Genomic DNA, 16,546 nt, shown 5'->3' with positions numbered 1-16,546 from the left:
TGACAAATAAATCCATAAAAAAATTCGCACAGTCACTTTAAACAACAACGAGGAGCTGTCATGAAAACCCGACACCTCCTCAACCTTGAAAGAAAAGTAAAAAAATTTTTCTATATATAATAGTACAAATCAGTTACAGTAATTGACCGTAACGTTTGACGTATAAAACTTTAATGAACGCAACCAGTGCTAAATAAGCAACAATTGTCGGGATTAAATACAAGAAATAGCTTGGTGATAAACCGACAAATCCTAGTTCTGCACCGAAAGCGGTAAAGGGTAAAACAGTTCCGAGAACAATCCCTGCTGTAGTGACTAACGTCATAATTCCAGAAGCACTACTTTGAAGGAAAGGCATTTTTTCTGTTCGTAGGAAATGCAAGACGAGCATTTGGGACCATAAGGACTCAATGAACCACCCTGCATGGAAAATACCGATAAAGAGCAATTGATCTGCTCCATTTAATTCAAAGAATGAGCCACCTAGGATAGCCGGACACACAATGAAATACATAAATAAATAGGTAACAATATCAAAAATAGAACTCGTTGGACCAAACCAACGCATAAAATTACCAATTGATTTTGGTTCCCATTTTTTTGGTTTTTCTACGTATTCTTCATCTACTTTGTCCCAAGGAACTGACATACACGAAGTATCGTAAATTAGATTTAATAATAGCGATTGAATCGGAGCAATCGGTAAAAATGGTAAAAAGATACTTGCTGGGATCACGGAAAAAACATTGCCAAAATTAGAACTTGCTGTTAATTTGACGTACTTCATCGTGTTCGTAAACACGCGCCGTCCAGATAAAATCCCTTTTTCCAAAACCATTAAATCTTTTCTCAATAAAATTACATCCGCCGATTCTTTCGCCACATCGACAGCTGTATCAACAGAGATTCCTACATCAGCAGCACGCATTGCTCCAGCATCATTTATTCCATCACCTAAAAAGCCAACAGTTTGACCATTTTCAGTTAACGCATTTACAATACGAACTTTTTGGTCAGGCGTAATTTTGGCGAAAATATTATACGCTTGAACGGTTTTTCTTAATTCTTCTTGGTTTAATTGTTGAAGTTCATTTCCTGTAATAATTTTTTCGCCAGCCAGACCAACTTCTTTACAAACAGAATGCGTCACATACTGATTGTCCCCCGTTAATACTTTCACAGCTACATTATGTTGATGCAAGGCGTGAATAGCTGCCGCCGCTGTTTCTTTTGGTGGATCTAAGAAAGCAAGATAGCCTTGTAAAATCAACTCTGATTCATCTTTAGTTGTATACTCCCATTCAGCCGCTTCGACTTTTTTATCGGCAATTGCTAGAACGCGCAAACCATCTCGATTTAAAGCTTCAACGTCTTTGGTAATTTTTTGACGCAGCGTCTCTGTTAAGGGCACAATTTCGCCATTTAAAAGTACCTGTGTGCAGACCAAGAGCATTTCTTCAACCGCCCCTTTGGTAATTAAGCGTGTTTCTCGCGTTTTAAACTCTTTGATAATCACACTCATTCGACGTCGATTGAAATCGAAAGGAATTTCATCTACTTTATAAAAATCATCTGATTGTATATCACTTTCTTGCGTCGCCGCTTGAATAACGGCGTTATCCATTAAATTACGCAAGCCCGTTTGAAAATAACTGTTTAGAAATGCTAAATCCAAGACTTTTTGATCTTCTTGGCACCCAATATTATAGTGGTATTCTAAAATTACTTTATCTTGTGTTAAGGTACCTGTTTTATCCGTACAAAGTACATCCATCCCGCCAAAATTTTGAATGGCATTGACATTTTTCATAATCGTGCCTTCTTTAGCCATTTCTCGAGAACCTTTGACTAAATTGGTTGTTACAATCATAGGTAACATTTCTGGTGTCAAGCCGACAGCTGTGGCAATCGCAAACATTAACGCTTCCACCCAATCGCCTTTTGTTAACCCATTAATTAGAAAAACAGTTGGCGTAATAACCAACATAAAGCGAATCAGCACCCACGTTGTTTTATTAATTCCTGTTTCAAAACTCGTCTGCTGCTCTTCTCCGTTATCAGAAGCCATCCGTCCGAATAAAGTTTGATTACCAACTTTAATGACAATGCCCAAACCAGTGCCACTAATTACATTTGTTCCTAAAAACAAAAGATTGTCATATTCTGTATCAATTTGATCACTATCTTTTTGATGAGTCGCGTGTTTTTCAATGGGAAAACTCTCTCCAGTCAAGGATGATTGGGAAACAAATAAGTCCTTAGATTGGATTAAACGTAAATCGGCTGGAATCATATCGCCAGCGGATAGTTGGACTAAGTCGCCACACACAACTTCCTCAATAGGAATTTCCATTTGCTTCTTGTCACGAATGACTGTCGCTGTAACTTTAATCATATTTTGTAATTTTTCAACTGCATTGCTTGATTTGACTGATTGGACAAAACTCATCGTGCCGCTTAAGATGACCATTGCTAACATAATTAACACGCCAGTAACATCTTTTTCCTCTGGCGCAGCATAGACATATTCTGTAAAAAATGAAATCGTGGCTAGTGCTAATAACACCAAAGTAAACGGCGTGATATACGATTTTATAAAAAGTCGCAGCCGTGAAGCTTTTTTTTCATTCATAATTTTGTTGCGGCCATAACGTTCTTGTAATTCTTCAATATCTTGGTGTTTAATGCCATCCCAAGTTGAGCCGAAACGTTGTAAAACTTTTTCTACTTCTGAATGGGCAAACTTTTTGTAACTATAGTCATGGCCCAAGTGACGCATTTTCTTTTCCATTTTCTTTCACCTCATTTATCTGTTGTTGACTTGAATTGACGATCGGTTCATCTTCCATTTTCCTCACCCTTTCCACAAAAAAAGACACGCTGAAAACTCAACGTGTCAAAGAATAATCGTTCTTATCGTTGAGCTTTAGCACTATACAACGTAAAAAGCGATTGCTTTTAGCTACCTTAAGAAAAGCCTTCATTCGACAGTTCCTGTTCTACCCATTGGCGTCTCTCGACATTTTTGGGCAGTAGCCTATGTTTGTATAGGAGCCTCACCTAACAAATCTTATTTAATTACAACAGCAAGTATAATTCTTCCTTGAAAAAATAACGATATAGAAAAAGTTTTTAGCAGATAACTTTTTGTCCATTCAGTAACAAAAAGAAAAATAATCCGCTTATTTACTATGGTTTTCTGGTATGATTCGTATTTATTCATAGAATCATAACTGGTTAAATTAATCTAAAGACCGTCAGATAGCCTTGTCGAGAAGCTTTTCTTCTGCTATTTTTTGTATAGTTAAAGAAACGGCGGTGAGGAAAATGAAATTACAACAACTAGAATATTTTATGGCAGTTTCAAAGTATGCGAGTTTTACTTTAGCTTCTCAAAAGCTCCATACGAGTCAACCTTATTTAAGTACCCAGCTCAAGGAGTTGGAACGTGAATTAGGTGCTTCATTAATTTTAAGAGACAAGAAACATTGTCGGCTTTCTCCAGCAGGCGAAGTCGTCGCCAAGCGAACAGAAATGATTTTTGCACTCATTAAGGAAGCGCAAGAAGAGATTAATGAATTAGTGACCCAAGGATCGACAACGACCATTCGGATTGGAACAAACTTAATTGATATAGATAAAGCATTTGGAGAAGTCTTGTTGTTATTTAATCAATCCTATCCGTATGTAAGTATTGATTTTAAGTATTATTACGATCTTGAAACAGCCTTGGAAACAGATTTAATTGACATTGGGATTGGGATATTTTTGGATACCTCGATTCCATTAGAGAAAGAATTAATTTATACAGAAAGCTATCTCCTTTGTGTCAATAAAAATCATCCTTTAGCCCATGCCGATAGCGTGACGATTGACGAAATTCGTTCTTTACCTTTTGCTGCATATTCCGATCAAGTATATGAAAAAAAAGTGTTTAAACGTTGGGAACGTAAAATCAATTGGGAAAATCGGCAAATCGTCATCGAACTTCCTTCTCTTCATTTAGTCTTAGACATGGTCCAACGAGAAAAAGCCTGTAGCATCCTTCCCTATTCACTCACTGATGAACTAAACAGACGTAACTTAGTTGGTATTCCTCTGGAAGATAGTCCAGAACGAGCCATCTATTTAGTTCAGAATAATCATCACGGACATTGTGAAGCACACCGTTATTTATTTGAACAATTACGTTATTTATTCTAGGAATAGAAAAAGGAGGAATTCCCATGGAACTATTTCGTTTACATTATTTTTTAGAGTTATGCAAAGTGAAACAATTTACTAAAGCAGCCGAAAATTTAGCAATTTCTCAAGCTGCATTAAGTAAGCAAATAAAAATTCTTGAAGCAACGTTAGGCGCTGAACTTTTTAATCGCCAAGGCCAAACTACCACCTTAACGCCAGCTGGATTAATTTTAGAAAAATATTGTTGGCGCATCACCAATGAGTTGGTCTCAATTGAAGAAGAGCTAAAAGAAATTAATCATTCTTCCAACCATATTTATGTGGCCACTTATCTCTGTGATTTAGAATATAAATTGAATGACTTACTAATGACAACATTAACGGATCGTTCATCCAACTTACAAGTCCACACTATTATTACAGAAAATATTCTTCAATCCTTGGAAACAATGGATGCAGATTTTGGTATTTCCTTTGCTGACTTACCATTACCTGAACATATTGGTAAAATTGATTTATTTACAGCAAATTATCAATTCATTTTAAGAAACGATCATCCAGCTTTGGCAAAAGCCACGACGGAAGAAATTTTAAAAGAACTAACAATGTACCCCTTCGTCCGTTTAAATACCGAATTTTCCGAGCAAAACAAATTAACCAATTGGCTAGATACTACGTTCTCTAATTTTTCTCCAGAGAAAGTCATTCAAGTGGATACTCTTTCACTTATTACTCATTTGGTGTCTCATTCCGATAGTTTCGCTATTGTCCCCGAATACACAAATATTCAACTTTTAGACAATTCGATCCATACACTAACTTACCAAGAACTACCTAAACGAAACATGGCAGTTTATTATTTAAAAGAACGTTACATGAGTCGACAACTTCAACAACTTTTGGCTGAATGCCAAAAACAATTTCAATAGTAAAAACCAAGACTAGAGCTTGTCGGCAAGCGAGTTCCAGTCTTGGTTTTTATTTGTGTTTTCAGGTAGCGGCTTCTCTTCCTTTGACAAATCCTAAAGAAGTGATAGCCATCACTAACGAAGTGCCTCCTTGACTTAAAAACGGAAGCGGAATACCTTTTAACGGCAACAGTCCAATCACCGCACCGATATTCTCCACCGTTTGAAAGACCAGCGAAAAAATAAGGGCGACACAGATGTACATACAGAAACGCGAATTGCTCCGCAAGCCAGCTACTAAAACTTGATAAAACAAGTAAAAATAGAGAAAAACAACGGTGGCACTGCCCACAAAGCCCCAGGCTTCCCCGATAAAAGTAAAAACCATATCAGACTCACGAACAGGAACATACACCTCAATCCCATGTACACCTTTGCCAAATAAACCACCCGAACCAATTGCCAATAAGCCTTGCACTTGTTGATAGGAGATTTTATCGACATAATCATAGGGATGAATCCATGCTAAAATTCGATCCAATTGATATTGTTTAAAATGTAAAAAGAAGAGTACTTTGTGCCCCCACTCTGTAAAGACTAACAGAATCAAGACCACGCCTAACGTTGCTAAAGCACTGAAAATAATGATTAAAATTTTGCGATCAATTCCTGAAATAACTAAAAGAGATAAAATAATCGTTACGAAAACAAGGGATGTCCCAAAATCTTTTTGTACCGCCATCAAGAAAAAAACAGGGACACTAACCGCAACGATTTTTTTTAGAAGTTGCTTGTCTGAACGCCATTTATCAGACCAGTCTTGTTGCTCATGTTGGACAATAATTTTTGCCAACATTAAAATAAACGCAATTTTCGCAATTTCTGATGGCTGAAATTTAATAAACCCTAAATCTAACCAGCGCTTTGTGCCCGTCAATAAATACATTCCTTTGTCATAGGAAAAATACAAAGCACTCATTAAGATTAATGAAAACCCATAGAAAAAAGGAGCTACTTTCCAAATAAATTTCTGTGACAGCCGACTAGCTAAAAACATGCCTGCATAGCCAACAAAAATAAAGAAAAGTTGTTTTAATGCTGGCACAGTTCCATCTTTTCCTTCATTAACGGCAATCCAATATTGCACACCAGAAGATAAAAGTGTGAGTAAAAAAATGGGCAATAATAAATCATAATTAAGATGTAAGTTGAATTTTTTTGTATTGACCATTTAACTGCCGCCTTTCGTTTGCAATAATTTTAATGACGATTCCTAATGCCACTGAAAAGATTAAATAACTTGTCCCACCGTAACTAACAAACGGTAAAGGAATTCCCGTCATTGGAATCAAACCCAAAACGCCACCAATGTTAATCGCCGTTTGAGCTAAAATCAAGGTCCCGACCCCTAACAAAAACAAGCCGTAACAATGATTCTTTATTACACAACTACTCCGCAAAATCGAGGCCGCTAAAAATAACAAAAGAAATAGCAATAGTAAGCCGCCAATCAAACCAAGTTCTTCCACAATCACCGCAAAGATAAAATCGGTTTGACCTTCTGGCAAGCCACCTTTTTTTACCATACCATTGGCTAGTCCAGTGCCCCAAAACCCACCGTTATACATCGCTAAATAGGCCATTGAAGGCTGAAATCCGCGATCATGAAAGGATAAAAACGGATTTTTCAAAACAACTAAGCGGTCATACACATGCGCAAAAAAATGTGGTAAGTAGCGGTGATCGCCTAGAAAAATAATTATTTTAGAAAGAAGCGCCGCGCTAGCAACGACAATCCCCGCAGCAATTACACTAAATTTTGCATGAATACTTGCTGAGAAAATTAAGACACTGCCAATAACTAAAATAAGAATGGCCCCGCCAACTTTGGGTTGAATCAAAACTAAAAATGCAACGACCAAAACAAACAGCCATTGTTTCCTTAACTGCTTCGTTGTCAAGCCATTTTCTTTTTCACCTAAATAACAGCTCAAGTAATAAATAATCGCAAAATTACAAAGTTCTGATGGCTGAAATTGGATTCCAAAGAGAGAAATCCAACGTTGTGCGCCATTCGCTGCTACACCAAAAAAAGGTAGTCGAACCATTAGCAGTAATAGTACCGAAACTAAAAGCAGTCCAATCGCAATTTTCTTATTAAATAACACTTCTAATCGAACTTTGTAGATCACGAACATTAGCACCCAGCTGAGACACATAATAATGCCTTGTTTAATAAACACAGCAGTGGGCTTCACACCTTGCATCAGCAAGTCATAGCTACTGGCGCTATAAATCATTAACGCGCCAATAATACTTAATATAATAAAGGTCAAAAGAATTTTTGTTAGACCTAAAGTACGTAGATTCATTCTCTCACCTCTATCTTTTTCTAATTAAATCAATCTTACCAGTCTGAGTTAGAAAACAAATAGAGAGTTTTTTATAGAACTATTACTAAGCTTACATAACAAAAAGTAGCTAGACTTGGTTCATTTCACCTAGTTTCGCTACTTTTAAAAAAAGACATTTATATAATTTTTGTGTGTTGCTCACATTTCTGATAAATTTTTCCAAACTTATCTCTTTCTAAATACTGATAATCTACTAAATACCGTCTCAAAAGTGCATAATCTTCATAGATTTCTCTAAGTCGCTGATTGACTTCTTTTTCCGTATATTCTTTCCCAAATTCAAATTGGTTGGCCACACGTTGAAACACTTGGACTTTTTTCGCATTCTTCTTGGGAATAACCAGCAACTTTCCTTCTTTAAAAAAATTTTCAACCATGTTCATTCTCCTTTTTTGTTTTGACTATTGTTTAGAAAATTGATGATTCAGTTTTTCTTTCTGTTTATCAGTCCATTTGCCAGCGACTTCATTGACAATTGTTTCAGCAAAATCGCCTACTTTTTCTCCCGTAATATTTTTGATAGGTGTTCCGTTAGCAGCTCCTTCTTCAAACAAATCAAGTAAATCAGTCAACGCATTGAACATATTGGCTCCGCTATGATCTGAAAAATGCCATGCATATTTTTCAATTTCTTGAAATACTTGTCGATACTCTGCTGGTAATGCTGCAATCCGTCGTTTATATTCTTTGTACTCTTTTTTATCCCCCACAACTTTTTTGATCAACGCTTTAAAATCTGACATGCTCTATCCCTCCATTTTTTTCATCTTGTTTACTTGTTTTGAAAGCAACGTCCACCGCTGCCAAAAATCAGCGAGTTCTGCTTCTCCTGATGAGGTTAAGCGATAGAACTTCCGCATTGGCCCTTTTTCTGAAGGCTTTTTTTCAGCTATAACCCATTGATTTTTTTCTAAACGCAGTAAAATCGTATAAACGGTTCCTTCAACAATTTCAGTAAACCCTTGGTCATTTAAAATTTTTGTAATTTCATAACCATATGTTTCTTTCCTTTGGATGATGGCTAAAACTAAACCTTCTAAAATGCCTTTTAGCAACTCTGTCTGCTTCACTGCTTTTCCTCCCTAAACTACCCTTTAGTACTATGTACCACTACATAATAATACTGAGTACCGGTTCTGTCAACTAATTTGTAATAAAAAGTAGTAAAGGAGCGTGGGACAAAAATCACTTTGGATTTTTGCTCCACGCTCAAAAACTAATAAACGGCGGGAACAGAAGCAACACTACGCGTTGCTCCGATCTCAACAACTTCTAAGAGCTAAAGCTCTAAGAGTTGAAGGTCCTTCGGAAATAAGCCGAAATTGTTGAGAATCACGAAGAACGTAGTGATTCGATGATGAACAATACCTACTTGGTCTCCAAAAATTATAGAACAATTTTCGGAAATTCCTTCTTATTTCTCGGAGTTAAACACTTCTGTCCCGACCTCCTTATTATTCTTTATTCATTTATTCCGAGGTCTGCTTCAAAGGCTTCTAATTCTGCAGGGTGTGTTTCTGGATAAGCAAAGCATGTTGAAAAATGCCACTCCCCACCACTTGTGCCAAAATAACCTGGCAGTAATTCCAAAGCCAATAATGCTTCTGATGTTTCTTTTTCCGGTAACGTAATCTGAAAAGTAGTCGCTGGAACAAAACCAAACTTCGTATAGTAAGTTGGATGGCCCAGGATAATCAATCCGCCGACGCCTAATTCTTTGGCCTTCTGCACAGAATGCTTAATTAACGCTGAGCCTACGCCCGTGTTCTGTGCTTCTGGATGGACACTTAGCGGCCCAACGGTCAAAACAGCCTTTTCTGTATGATCAGGTAATCGTAGTTTGGCTTTTGAAGACATAATATGACCCGTTAATTTTCCTTGATCAGTTTCTGAAACTAAGGACAACTCCGGAATAAAGTCGGCACTTTCTCTTAATAAATGCACGATAAAATGCTCTGTGGGACGCCAGTTTTCGGTCAAATTTAATTCCTTGAACGCTTGATACGTTAAACGTTCTACAGCTTGATACTCTGCAGTTTTTTCTTGACGAATCTTCATTATTTATCCTCAGATTGTTGGAAATAGTCAGCCGTATCTCGTTCATCTTGTTTTAATTGGTCGATCAAGGCTTCAGCCCCATTGAATTTCACTTGGTCACGTAAATAATGATTCCAACGAACCACCACTTGCTCACCATAGATGTCTTGATGGAAGTCCAAAATATAGACTTCCACGGTTAAATCGCGTCCTTCTCCAAAGGTGTCATTATGACCAATTGAGCCCATGCCGACATACCATTTGCCACCAACTTCGATTTGCACAGCATAGACGCCAATTCTTGGTAAGCGCACGGTGCTTTTCACTTTGACGTTAGCAGTCGGGAAACCCAATAAACGGCCACGAGCATCGCCATGGACAACTGTTCCTTCTGTTTCATAAATATATCCTAACAACTCCGTGACCTCCTCCATTTCGCCTGCTTCCATTTTTTCGCGAATTCTTGTTGAGCTAATTTTGGCACCAGTCATTTCTTCTTTTGGTACTGTCACCACTTCAAAACGGCCTTGCGCATAAGTTGGTAACTGTTTGACTCCAGCGATTTCTTTAGGACCATACGTATAATCAAACCCAGAGACTGCCACTGCACTATTTAAATTAACGATATACTGATCGACAAAATCTTGCGGTTTTAATTGAGCAAACGCTGAAGTAAATTCGACAATATATAAAATATCAACGCCCAAGTTGGCCATTAGGCGTTCTTTTTGTTCCAAGCTAGTTAAATATTTCATATTTTCTGGTAAAACTTTTTGAAAAACGATTGATGGGTGTTGGTTGAAGGTCATCACAGCTAACTTCAAGCCTTTTTCCTCAGCAATCTTTTTACCTGTTTCAATTACTTTTTGGTGGCCTTTGTGAACACCGTCAAAGAAGCCTAGGACCATCACGACTTCTTCATTAGGAATTTGATTGGGTTCATAGGGATGATGTAGTTGAATAACTTGCATGTGCAAAAACTTCCTTCTTTTTTATTTAATTATTCCGTAGAACTTTACTTGGTTTCAATAATTTATCATGCGTTGGGTGTGGCATGTATAAACTAACCACTTGATTTTGGTAAAATAAGGCAACTAAGGATTCTGGCATTGCCTTTATTCCTAATTCTTTTTTGTGCAAACGCATGCCATTTTTTACTTTTTGATACAATTCATCTGATAAATCAATTCGTGGGAATTGTTCTACTGCTGTCTCAATGGGCAACAGGCATTGATCGATTGTTTCAGCAGCCATTTGTTTGGCTACTTCTTCTAACGTTAAGCATTGCGCAGCTTGCAAACCGCCACTTGCCGTTCTCGTTAAATCCGACATATGGGCAGGATAGCCTAATTTTTTGCCAGTATCCACGGATAGTGTCCGCACATAGGTTCCTTTGCCACAGACCACTTTAAACCGCCAACTTTGTGTTTGAGCGGATTCGTTAAAAATTGGTTCACTAGTACGTTCAAATGAATAAATCGTAGCTTTTCGTTGGGGCCGTTCAACTTCTTCCCCGTTCCGGGCATATTCATATAAACGTTTACCATTGACTTTCACCGCAGAAAACATCGGTGGGATTTGTGTGATTTCACCTGTCATTTCGGCCATTGCTTGATCAATTTGTTCAGTTGATAGAGGTGTTGTAACTGGTTTTTTTTCAACAATTTCGCCACTAACATCTTCGGTTGTCGTAGCAAATCCAAGTGTAATTTCACCTTCATAGGTTTTGCCAGAATCTACCATGTATTCGATCACTTTCGTTCCTTTGCCAACGCAGATGGGTAAGACCCCTTCGACATCTGGATCTAGCGTACCACCATGACCAATTTTTTTGGTATGTAAAATTTTTCTCAATTTAAATACGCAGTCATGACTTGTCATGCCACGTTCTTTCCATAACGGTAAAATGCCGTCCATTATAGTTCCTCCAGTTCCGATAATACTAACTTTGTCATTATAGCATAAAAGTACCTAGCTTCGCAGTCTCCGTTGCTTATTCCCTTTGGCAAAATCTCTGCTAAATGCAAAAAAAGCCACAAACTCTGATAAAAGCAGAGTTTGTGGCTTTTTTTAGCTAGTAAATGATCCCCATGTATTCTGTGCGTTGCCATCGTTTGGTCCGATTGGCAAATAAATTCTCGCGCCTGACGTATCTGTCCCACCAATAAAAACATACCCATCTGCAATATAAAACGCATCGTAATAAAAGCGAGTATTTTTGGGCCAGATACCATAAATGGGTGCTGACAGACTAGGTTGGCGCGCTCTTAAAACAATGCCTTCGTCCACACCAATTAGAAATGATTTCTTCGTTTGCGGGCGCCAAAGTTCAGCAATGTCGCCGTCGTTCACATAGCCTAACAAATGTCCGCTATTTTCAATACGGTAAAGGTTTTGTCGGTCGGGTAATTTCGCTGTAATTGTTCCTACTTGTGTCCAAAGTGCCTCTGCTGATAGATGTTCATTGATTAAAGCATCTGGTGTTGGATAGATTGAAGTGAAACGAATTGCTTGTCCTACTTGATATTTTGGCGCATTAGGTTTACCTGGCTGAATAATGACAGTCTCACCTGTTTCAGAAACGCCCGTTTGTAAATCTTGTGCCAACTGCGCTTTACTAATCCCCCAACGCGCTAAATAACCATAAGGATCTGTATGATCTCCCCACCAATTTTTTGTAATCCAATCATGAGTGACTATTCCATAACCTGTTCCATCGTCTAGCGAAAAATCAGCACCAATGTTCTGAGCCAAATCACGGGCCAAATTAACATAGGCAGCATAATCTTTTTTAAACGTCGCCGCATTATTCGTTCGAGCCAATTCGATTTGCGCATAGGCTTTTTGATTAGCTAAAGAACCTGCGCCATATTGAATTTGGCCAGCAGGAGCTAATTGTTTCACTCGTCCACCAGATCCGACAAAATATGAGACATAAGCATTTGACCAATTTCGTTTCATATAGGCCACTTCATTGTCTAAACTGTATGGTCCTAGGTTCCGCTCGTTTCCAGATTCATGTAAAACAATTAATTCATTGCTTGCAGAGCCTGGAAAATAAGTAAAGTTGATTGGATCCGCTTCGATAGTGTAAGCGCAAGCCGTCATCGGAATCGTTAAACTTAAGCCAATTACTAAAGCAAGTTGAATCATTAATTTTTTAAACATAGCATGCTCCTTTCTTAAAAAAGCCATGAAAGGAAAGTCAAAACAACTTCCCTTCCACGGCTTAAACCTGCAGATTAATGGCGGGACAGAAGTAATTTCTTCGGCAATCAGCCGAAAGTTATACGTTTGTCCCGACCACTTCTACTTAATCATCTTTATTTTTTAACTGAATAAATAACTCTTTTAACTTTTTCGGCATAGGAATAAAGGTCGCAATGTTTTCAAAAAAAGAAAGTCCTTCGTTCGCAATGTAAAAAATCAGAACCATTTCCCGAATTGGCAAATTGTTCCCCACAACTTTTTCAACACGAACCGCTACGGCAACCACAAATAACATCGTCACTTTTTTCGCAATTCCGAGCATACCAATCCGACTGGACAATTCTTTTGTGGCGATTGCCTTAATCCAACCTGTGATGAAATCGACAATAATTAAAAAGAGGAAGACATCCAACAATTGATCTAATCCGCCTAATAAACGTACGACAATCCCACCGAAAATGCTTAAAAGCATTGTTATTGTGTTGAGATAACGTTCCATAAAAAGTCTCCTAAACTAGCTTGTTATTTTGTCGGAAACGGATCGTCCGTGTACCAACTTCCTTGTAGGTAAATATTTCCAGCTCTGCTTGAGGCAAAAATTATCCCTTGATTCCCGATTTCATATAGTGCATTACAATTAGGATACGGAAAAGCGGCAGGTGCAACTGACAGCGGAATATTCCAGACACTAGCACTTATTTTTGAGGACATTTTGTACCCAGTTGGTATATTAAATATTTTAGGCATGTGGGTATTCAATTTCGTTGGATCACTCAAATTACATCTTACAAATGCATCGACACGATTTCCCACCCTAATTAATACAAATTTCATATTATCCTTATTAAAGGCCGCCTGATATTTTGCCTCGACTTCACCGACTCCACTAGCTTCATAAATGGCCATTTTAGAAGATTCAAAAGGCACACCATTGACGGTTGGCATAGTTACAAAATTCTTCACCCCAGCAATCTCTTGATCACCTGTTTGTGTCACAGCTTGACCTTTAATCGCTTCCGCAACGTTTTTCGGGTGCATATATTTACTCGTTAAAGTTCCCGCGACTGCTTCGCTGTCTGATGCGAAGCCATAATTTTCTACATTGCCTAGCCCCACTTGTTCAGCGGTTACTTGGTGCGGATTATCCTGATTTTCCACATGGGTATTGAGTTGCTCCGCTTGAACAAAACCACTCTTCGCTAAAACCGCTTGGGCATCAACAGACAGACCAATATGAAGCCCCACGTAATCAACTTCTAAGCTAGCTGGCGTTACCCCATTCGATGAATCTGTATAGCTCATTAAATAAATGAAACCTTCATCTGTGATAAAATTCTGATCATTGATTTGAATTGAAAAATCGCCGAACTCTTTTGCTGATTCTTGGATTTGAGTTACCCAATTATCCGTAGTTGGTAAATACGCAGCGATTTTAATCGTTTGATTATTGGGCGCAGCGGCTTTCACACGTTGATTAATCGTAAAAAATTGAACGTTCTGGCGAATAAATGCCACCGCCTCGTCAGTTGTGAATGTTTCAAACATTTGTGGAATTAATTTTTTTGCGGCTTCAACGAGATTGAAGGCCGCTAACTGTTGTGGAATTACACCACTTTGGGTGGAACCTGTTTTCACACCCTCATCATCACGGCTGGCCATTTTATTGTAGTCCGCTTGGGAAACTTCCTCCCAAACGTCTGTTGGCTTCTTAAGAATTTTAGCCGTAAAATCAGTGGAATAACTGTTTGCATTGGTGGCTGTATTGCCGGCCGTTTTACCGTTAAAGTCTAACTTCAATTTGACAGTGGTTGGCTTAGCCAATAAAGAAATACCGTCTGCTTTTGTCATACGGTCATTCAAATCAATTTGAAGACGATTCGCTAAGGTAGCTTGTTTGATGCCTTGTGTATCTGTGCGTGCTTGGACAATTTCTGGATTACTATCACCTGCTTCTGCTACTAATTGATCGAAATCATTTCGTAAAGTATCAAATTCTTGTTTATTATTATTTGCCGTTGAAACTGCATTTCCTGCAATCGTGATGGCTGTTTTGGCATTGTTCATCGCTTGGTTGGCTGTTTCATTTGCTTGATTGCCTGCATCGGTGGCAATTTGTACGGCTTCTTTGCCAGCTTCATCTGCGATGTTTTTCGCTTCAGAAATTCCATTCGTTAACTGGACTTGGTAAGCATCTACTTTCTCAGCTGATGCATTCGACTGATCCAAGATTGCATTGATTTTAAGGCGACCTTGATTCAGGGTATCTAATTCTTCAATATGTTCTACTGACATTTCGTCACACTCCTCTAGTTTTCATTATTTTATTAAAACTGGCCACCCAATTGGGATTGAATATACACACGACAGATGACCGAAGCATCCAACCATAGTGGCTGATGAGAGAAAAATTGAAGCGTGTGATTGCCGCGTTCGATTTTTCCATCTGTTGTTTTTCGTAAATAACTCAAAATGTTTAGCCGTTGTTGTTGCAATGATAGTTGGGGTAATTTTTTGCCATCCACTACCAAATCAATATTCGTTACAGAATGCGAAGGTCCTTTAGCAGTTGCCTTGAACGTTAATTCTGCGGTGTTTACATAAAGAATGTCCTCGTCAAAGTATAAATTTAGCTCCACTGGCTGTGTCTTGTTAAGTTCTCCTTGTATTGAACGATTTAAAAGTGTCGTCGCCCCTTGTGCGTAAGTTTCGCTAATCTCTTGTTTCCGACTGAAAGCTGTCATGGTACTATGAATTGTTTCTTGCAGGTTTCCTAACTCTAGCTGAATGTCTTGGGGGGCACCAAAAACATCTTTTTTACTTTCTTTTTTGATACGAAGGTTGACACTCCCAAATTCATTCGTATTAATCATGATAACCGTACCCAACCGCAAACGATCGATTGCCAAAGGTTGATCTGTTAATTTAATTAAATCAGCTGCAGTCACTACCCAAGAAACTTGTGGTTTGGTCCATTCTTCTAACATTCGCAAAGCATTTTCCTTTAATGCCTTGGGATCAGAAAAACGCTGTTCCACCCAAATTGACTCTAATAAACCATAGCGGTCAATTGCGGCCTTGTTCTCTAAATACGGAACCCCTTGATTGACCGAGCGAATATTGACTTTGTTAACACCTTCGCCTGAACCTAATGGATAAATCCGATTGATTAGCATCTTGGGATTACGTTCTATTTCAAATCCTTGCATGTTGTAACCTTCTTGAATTCGCGCAACTGGTTCTGTTGGCGGTTTGACTAATGAAAGTTCAAAAGGATAGACCTCTGTATTCCATTGCCAAAGATATTCCTCTTCGAAATCGGCTGGGATGCTAAATAAAGGCTCGACTAGCCCGTTTTCATTCTCCCATTTATAGGTTAATTTCCTTGAAAAATCACATTTTTTTAGGACCCAATGCTTTGTTTTTTGTTTATTCAATAGAAATTGAATGGCCTCTTTCGTTGTTTTGTTTTTAATTTCGTGACAACCAAATAGGACAGTATCGCCTAAGGTACATAATGCTTCTGTGGCAGAGTAGTGAATTTGATTATTGTTCGCATCTTTCTTAATTGTGGTTGGCATCACGCGATATAAACCAATATATTCATTCTCATTGTCGGTCAGTTCCACCCATTGCATTTCTTCAATAAATTCATTTTTAGGATCATCTAGTGGCATGGTAAAATCTAAACTCCCAATTTTGTTCTCTATTTTTTCATAACTGACTTGATAGGCATTGTCCAAAATTGCCGTATATGTTCTTTTCAAATCCAGCGCCATTAACATTTAATCACCC

General features: G+C 38.2%; 15 protein-coding genes and 1 riboswitch. Of the genes, 2 read left to right on the top strand and 13 right to left on the bottom strand.

Going from position 1 to position 16,546, the window contains the following annotated elements:
* Positions 1-133: 133 nt before the first annotated feature.
* Positions 134-2,791 (bottom strand): magnesium-translocating P-type ATPase, encoded by a 2,658-nt coding sequence (gene mgtA / locus IGI80_RS10880; protein ID WP_033598252.1) that lies wholly within the window; start codon positions 2,789-2,791, stop codon positions 134-136.
* A gap of 113 nt (positions 2,792-2,904) precedes the next feature.
* Positions 2,905-3,075, bottom strand: a riboswitch (M-box (ykoK) riboswitch).
* Positions 3,076-3,327: 252 nt separating this feature from the next.
* Here mgtA and IGI80_RS10875 point away from each other — a divergent pair.
* Together IGI80_RS10875 and IGI80_RS10870 are read left to right on the top strand one after the other, a co-directional pair.
* Positions 3,328-4,203, top strand: a complete 876-nt coding sequence (locus tag IGI80_RS10875; protein ID WP_002382245.1) for a LysR family transcriptional regulator — start codon at positions 3,328-3,330, stop codon at positions 4,201-4,203.
* 23 nt (positions 4,204-4,226) lie between these two features.
* The gene (locus tag IGI80_RS10870) at positions 4,227-5,114 is read left to right on the top strand and encodes a LysR family transcriptional regulator (RefSeq protein WP_002357832.1); all 888 of its coding nucleotides are present in this window, start codon (positions 4,227-4,229) and stop codon (positions 5,112-5,114) included.
* A gap of 61 nt (positions 5,115-5,175) precedes the next feature.
* On the opposite strand, the gene IGI80_RS10865 is transcribed toward IGI80_RS10870, so the two are convergent.
* The 12 genes from IGI80_RS10865 to IGI80_RS10810 form a co-directional block, all read right to left on the bottom strand.
* Complete coding sequence (locus IGI80_RS10865; protein ID WP_002357833.1) at positions 5,176-6,324, bottom strand: FtsW/RodA/SpoVE family cell cycle protein; 1,149 nt, start codon at positions 6,322-6,324, stop codon at positions 5,176-5,178.
* Positions 6,290-7,465, bottom strand: coding sequence for an FtsW/RodA/SpoVE family cell cycle protein (locus tag IGI80_RS10860; protein ID WP_002357834.1), 1,176 nt, complete (start codon positions 7,463-7,465; stop codon positions 6,290-6,292). Before IGI80_RS10860 ends, IGI80_RS10865 begins: the two co-directional genes overlap by 35 nt.
* A gap of 158 nt (positions 7,466-7,623) precedes the next feature.
* Positions 7,624-7,884 carry a DUF2087 domain-containing protein gene (locus IGI80_RS10855; RefSeq protein ID WP_002360471.1) on the bottom strand — a complete coding sequence of 87 codons (261 nt, stop codon included), beginning with the start codon at positions 7,882-7,884 and terminating at the stop codon, positions 7,624-7,626.
* Between the two features lie 24 nt (positions 7,885-7,908).
* Positions 7,909-8,250, bottom strand: a complete 342-nt coding sequence (locus IGI80_RS10850; RefSeq protein ID WP_002361700.1) for a DUF1048 domain-containing protein — start codon at positions 8,248-8,250, stop codon at positions 7,909-7,911.
* 3 nt (positions 8,251-8,253) lie between these two features.
* A complete protein-coding gene (locus tag IGI80_RS10845) occupies positions 8,254-8,577 on the bottom strand; it encodes a PadR family transcriptional regulator (RefSeq protein ID WP_002357837.1) in 324 nt (107 codons plus the stop codon).
* Between the two features lie 391 nt (positions 8,578-8,968).
* Positions 8,969-9,565: a GNAT family N-acetyltransferase gene (locus IGI80_RS10840; protein ID WP_438723382.1), complete on the bottom strand. Its 597-nt coding sequence runs from the start codon at positions 9,563-9,565 to the stop codon at positions 8,969-8,971.
* The gene (ribF, locus tag IGI80_RS10835) at positions 9,565-10,515 is read right to left on the bottom strand and encodes a riboflavin biosynthesis protein RibF (RefSeq protein WP_002363808.1); all 951 of its coding nucleotides are present in this window, start codon (positions 10,513-10,515) and stop codon (positions 9,565-9,567) included. The genes IGI80_RS10840 and ribF overlap by 1 nt, the downstream gene beginning before the upstream one ends.
* A 25-nt stretch (positions 10,516-10,540) precedes the next feature.
* A complete protein-coding gene (truB, locus tag IGI80_RS10830; RefSeq protein WP_002360476.1) occupies positions 10,541-11,461 on the bottom strand; it encodes a tRNA pseudouridine(55) synthase TruB in 921 nt (306 codons plus the stop codon).
* A 153-nt stretch (positions 11,462-11,614) separates the two neighbouring features.
* Positions 11,615-12,739 (bottom strand): SH3 domain-containing protein, encoded by a 1,125-nt coding sequence (locus IGI80_RS10825; protein WP_438723381.1) that lies wholly within the window; start codon positions 12,737-12,739, stop codon positions 11,615-11,617.
* Between the two features lie 118 nt (positions 12,740-12,857).
* Positions 12,858-13,253, bottom strand: a complete 396-nt coding sequence (locus IGI80_RS10820; RefSeq protein WP_002357842.1) for a phage holin family protein — start codon at positions 13,251-13,253, stop codon at positions 12,858-12,860.
* A 23-nt stretch (positions 13,254-13,276) separates the two neighbouring features.
* Positions 13,277-15,046, bottom strand: a complete 1,770-nt coding sequence (locus IGI80_RS10815) for a hypothetical protein (RefSeq protein ID WP_438723380.1) — start codon at positions 15,044-15,046, stop codon at positions 13,277-13,279.
* 32 nt (positions 15,047-15,078) lie between these two features.
* Positions 15,079-16,536, bottom strand: a complete 1,458-nt coding sequence (locus IGI80_RS10810) for a phage tail protein (RefSeq protein WP_425134609.1) — start codon at positions 16,534-16,536, stop codon at positions 15,079-15,081.
* Positions 16,537-16,546: the final 10 nt, after the last annotated feature.

Origin of the sequence: Enterococcus sp. DIV1420a (assembly GCF_051712165.1) — a bacterium.
Lineage (GTDB): Bacteria > Bacillota > Bacilli > Lactobacillales > Enterococcaceae > Enterococcus > Enterococcus faecalis.
This window is presented reverse-complemented; position numbering and strand designations above follow the sequence as displayed.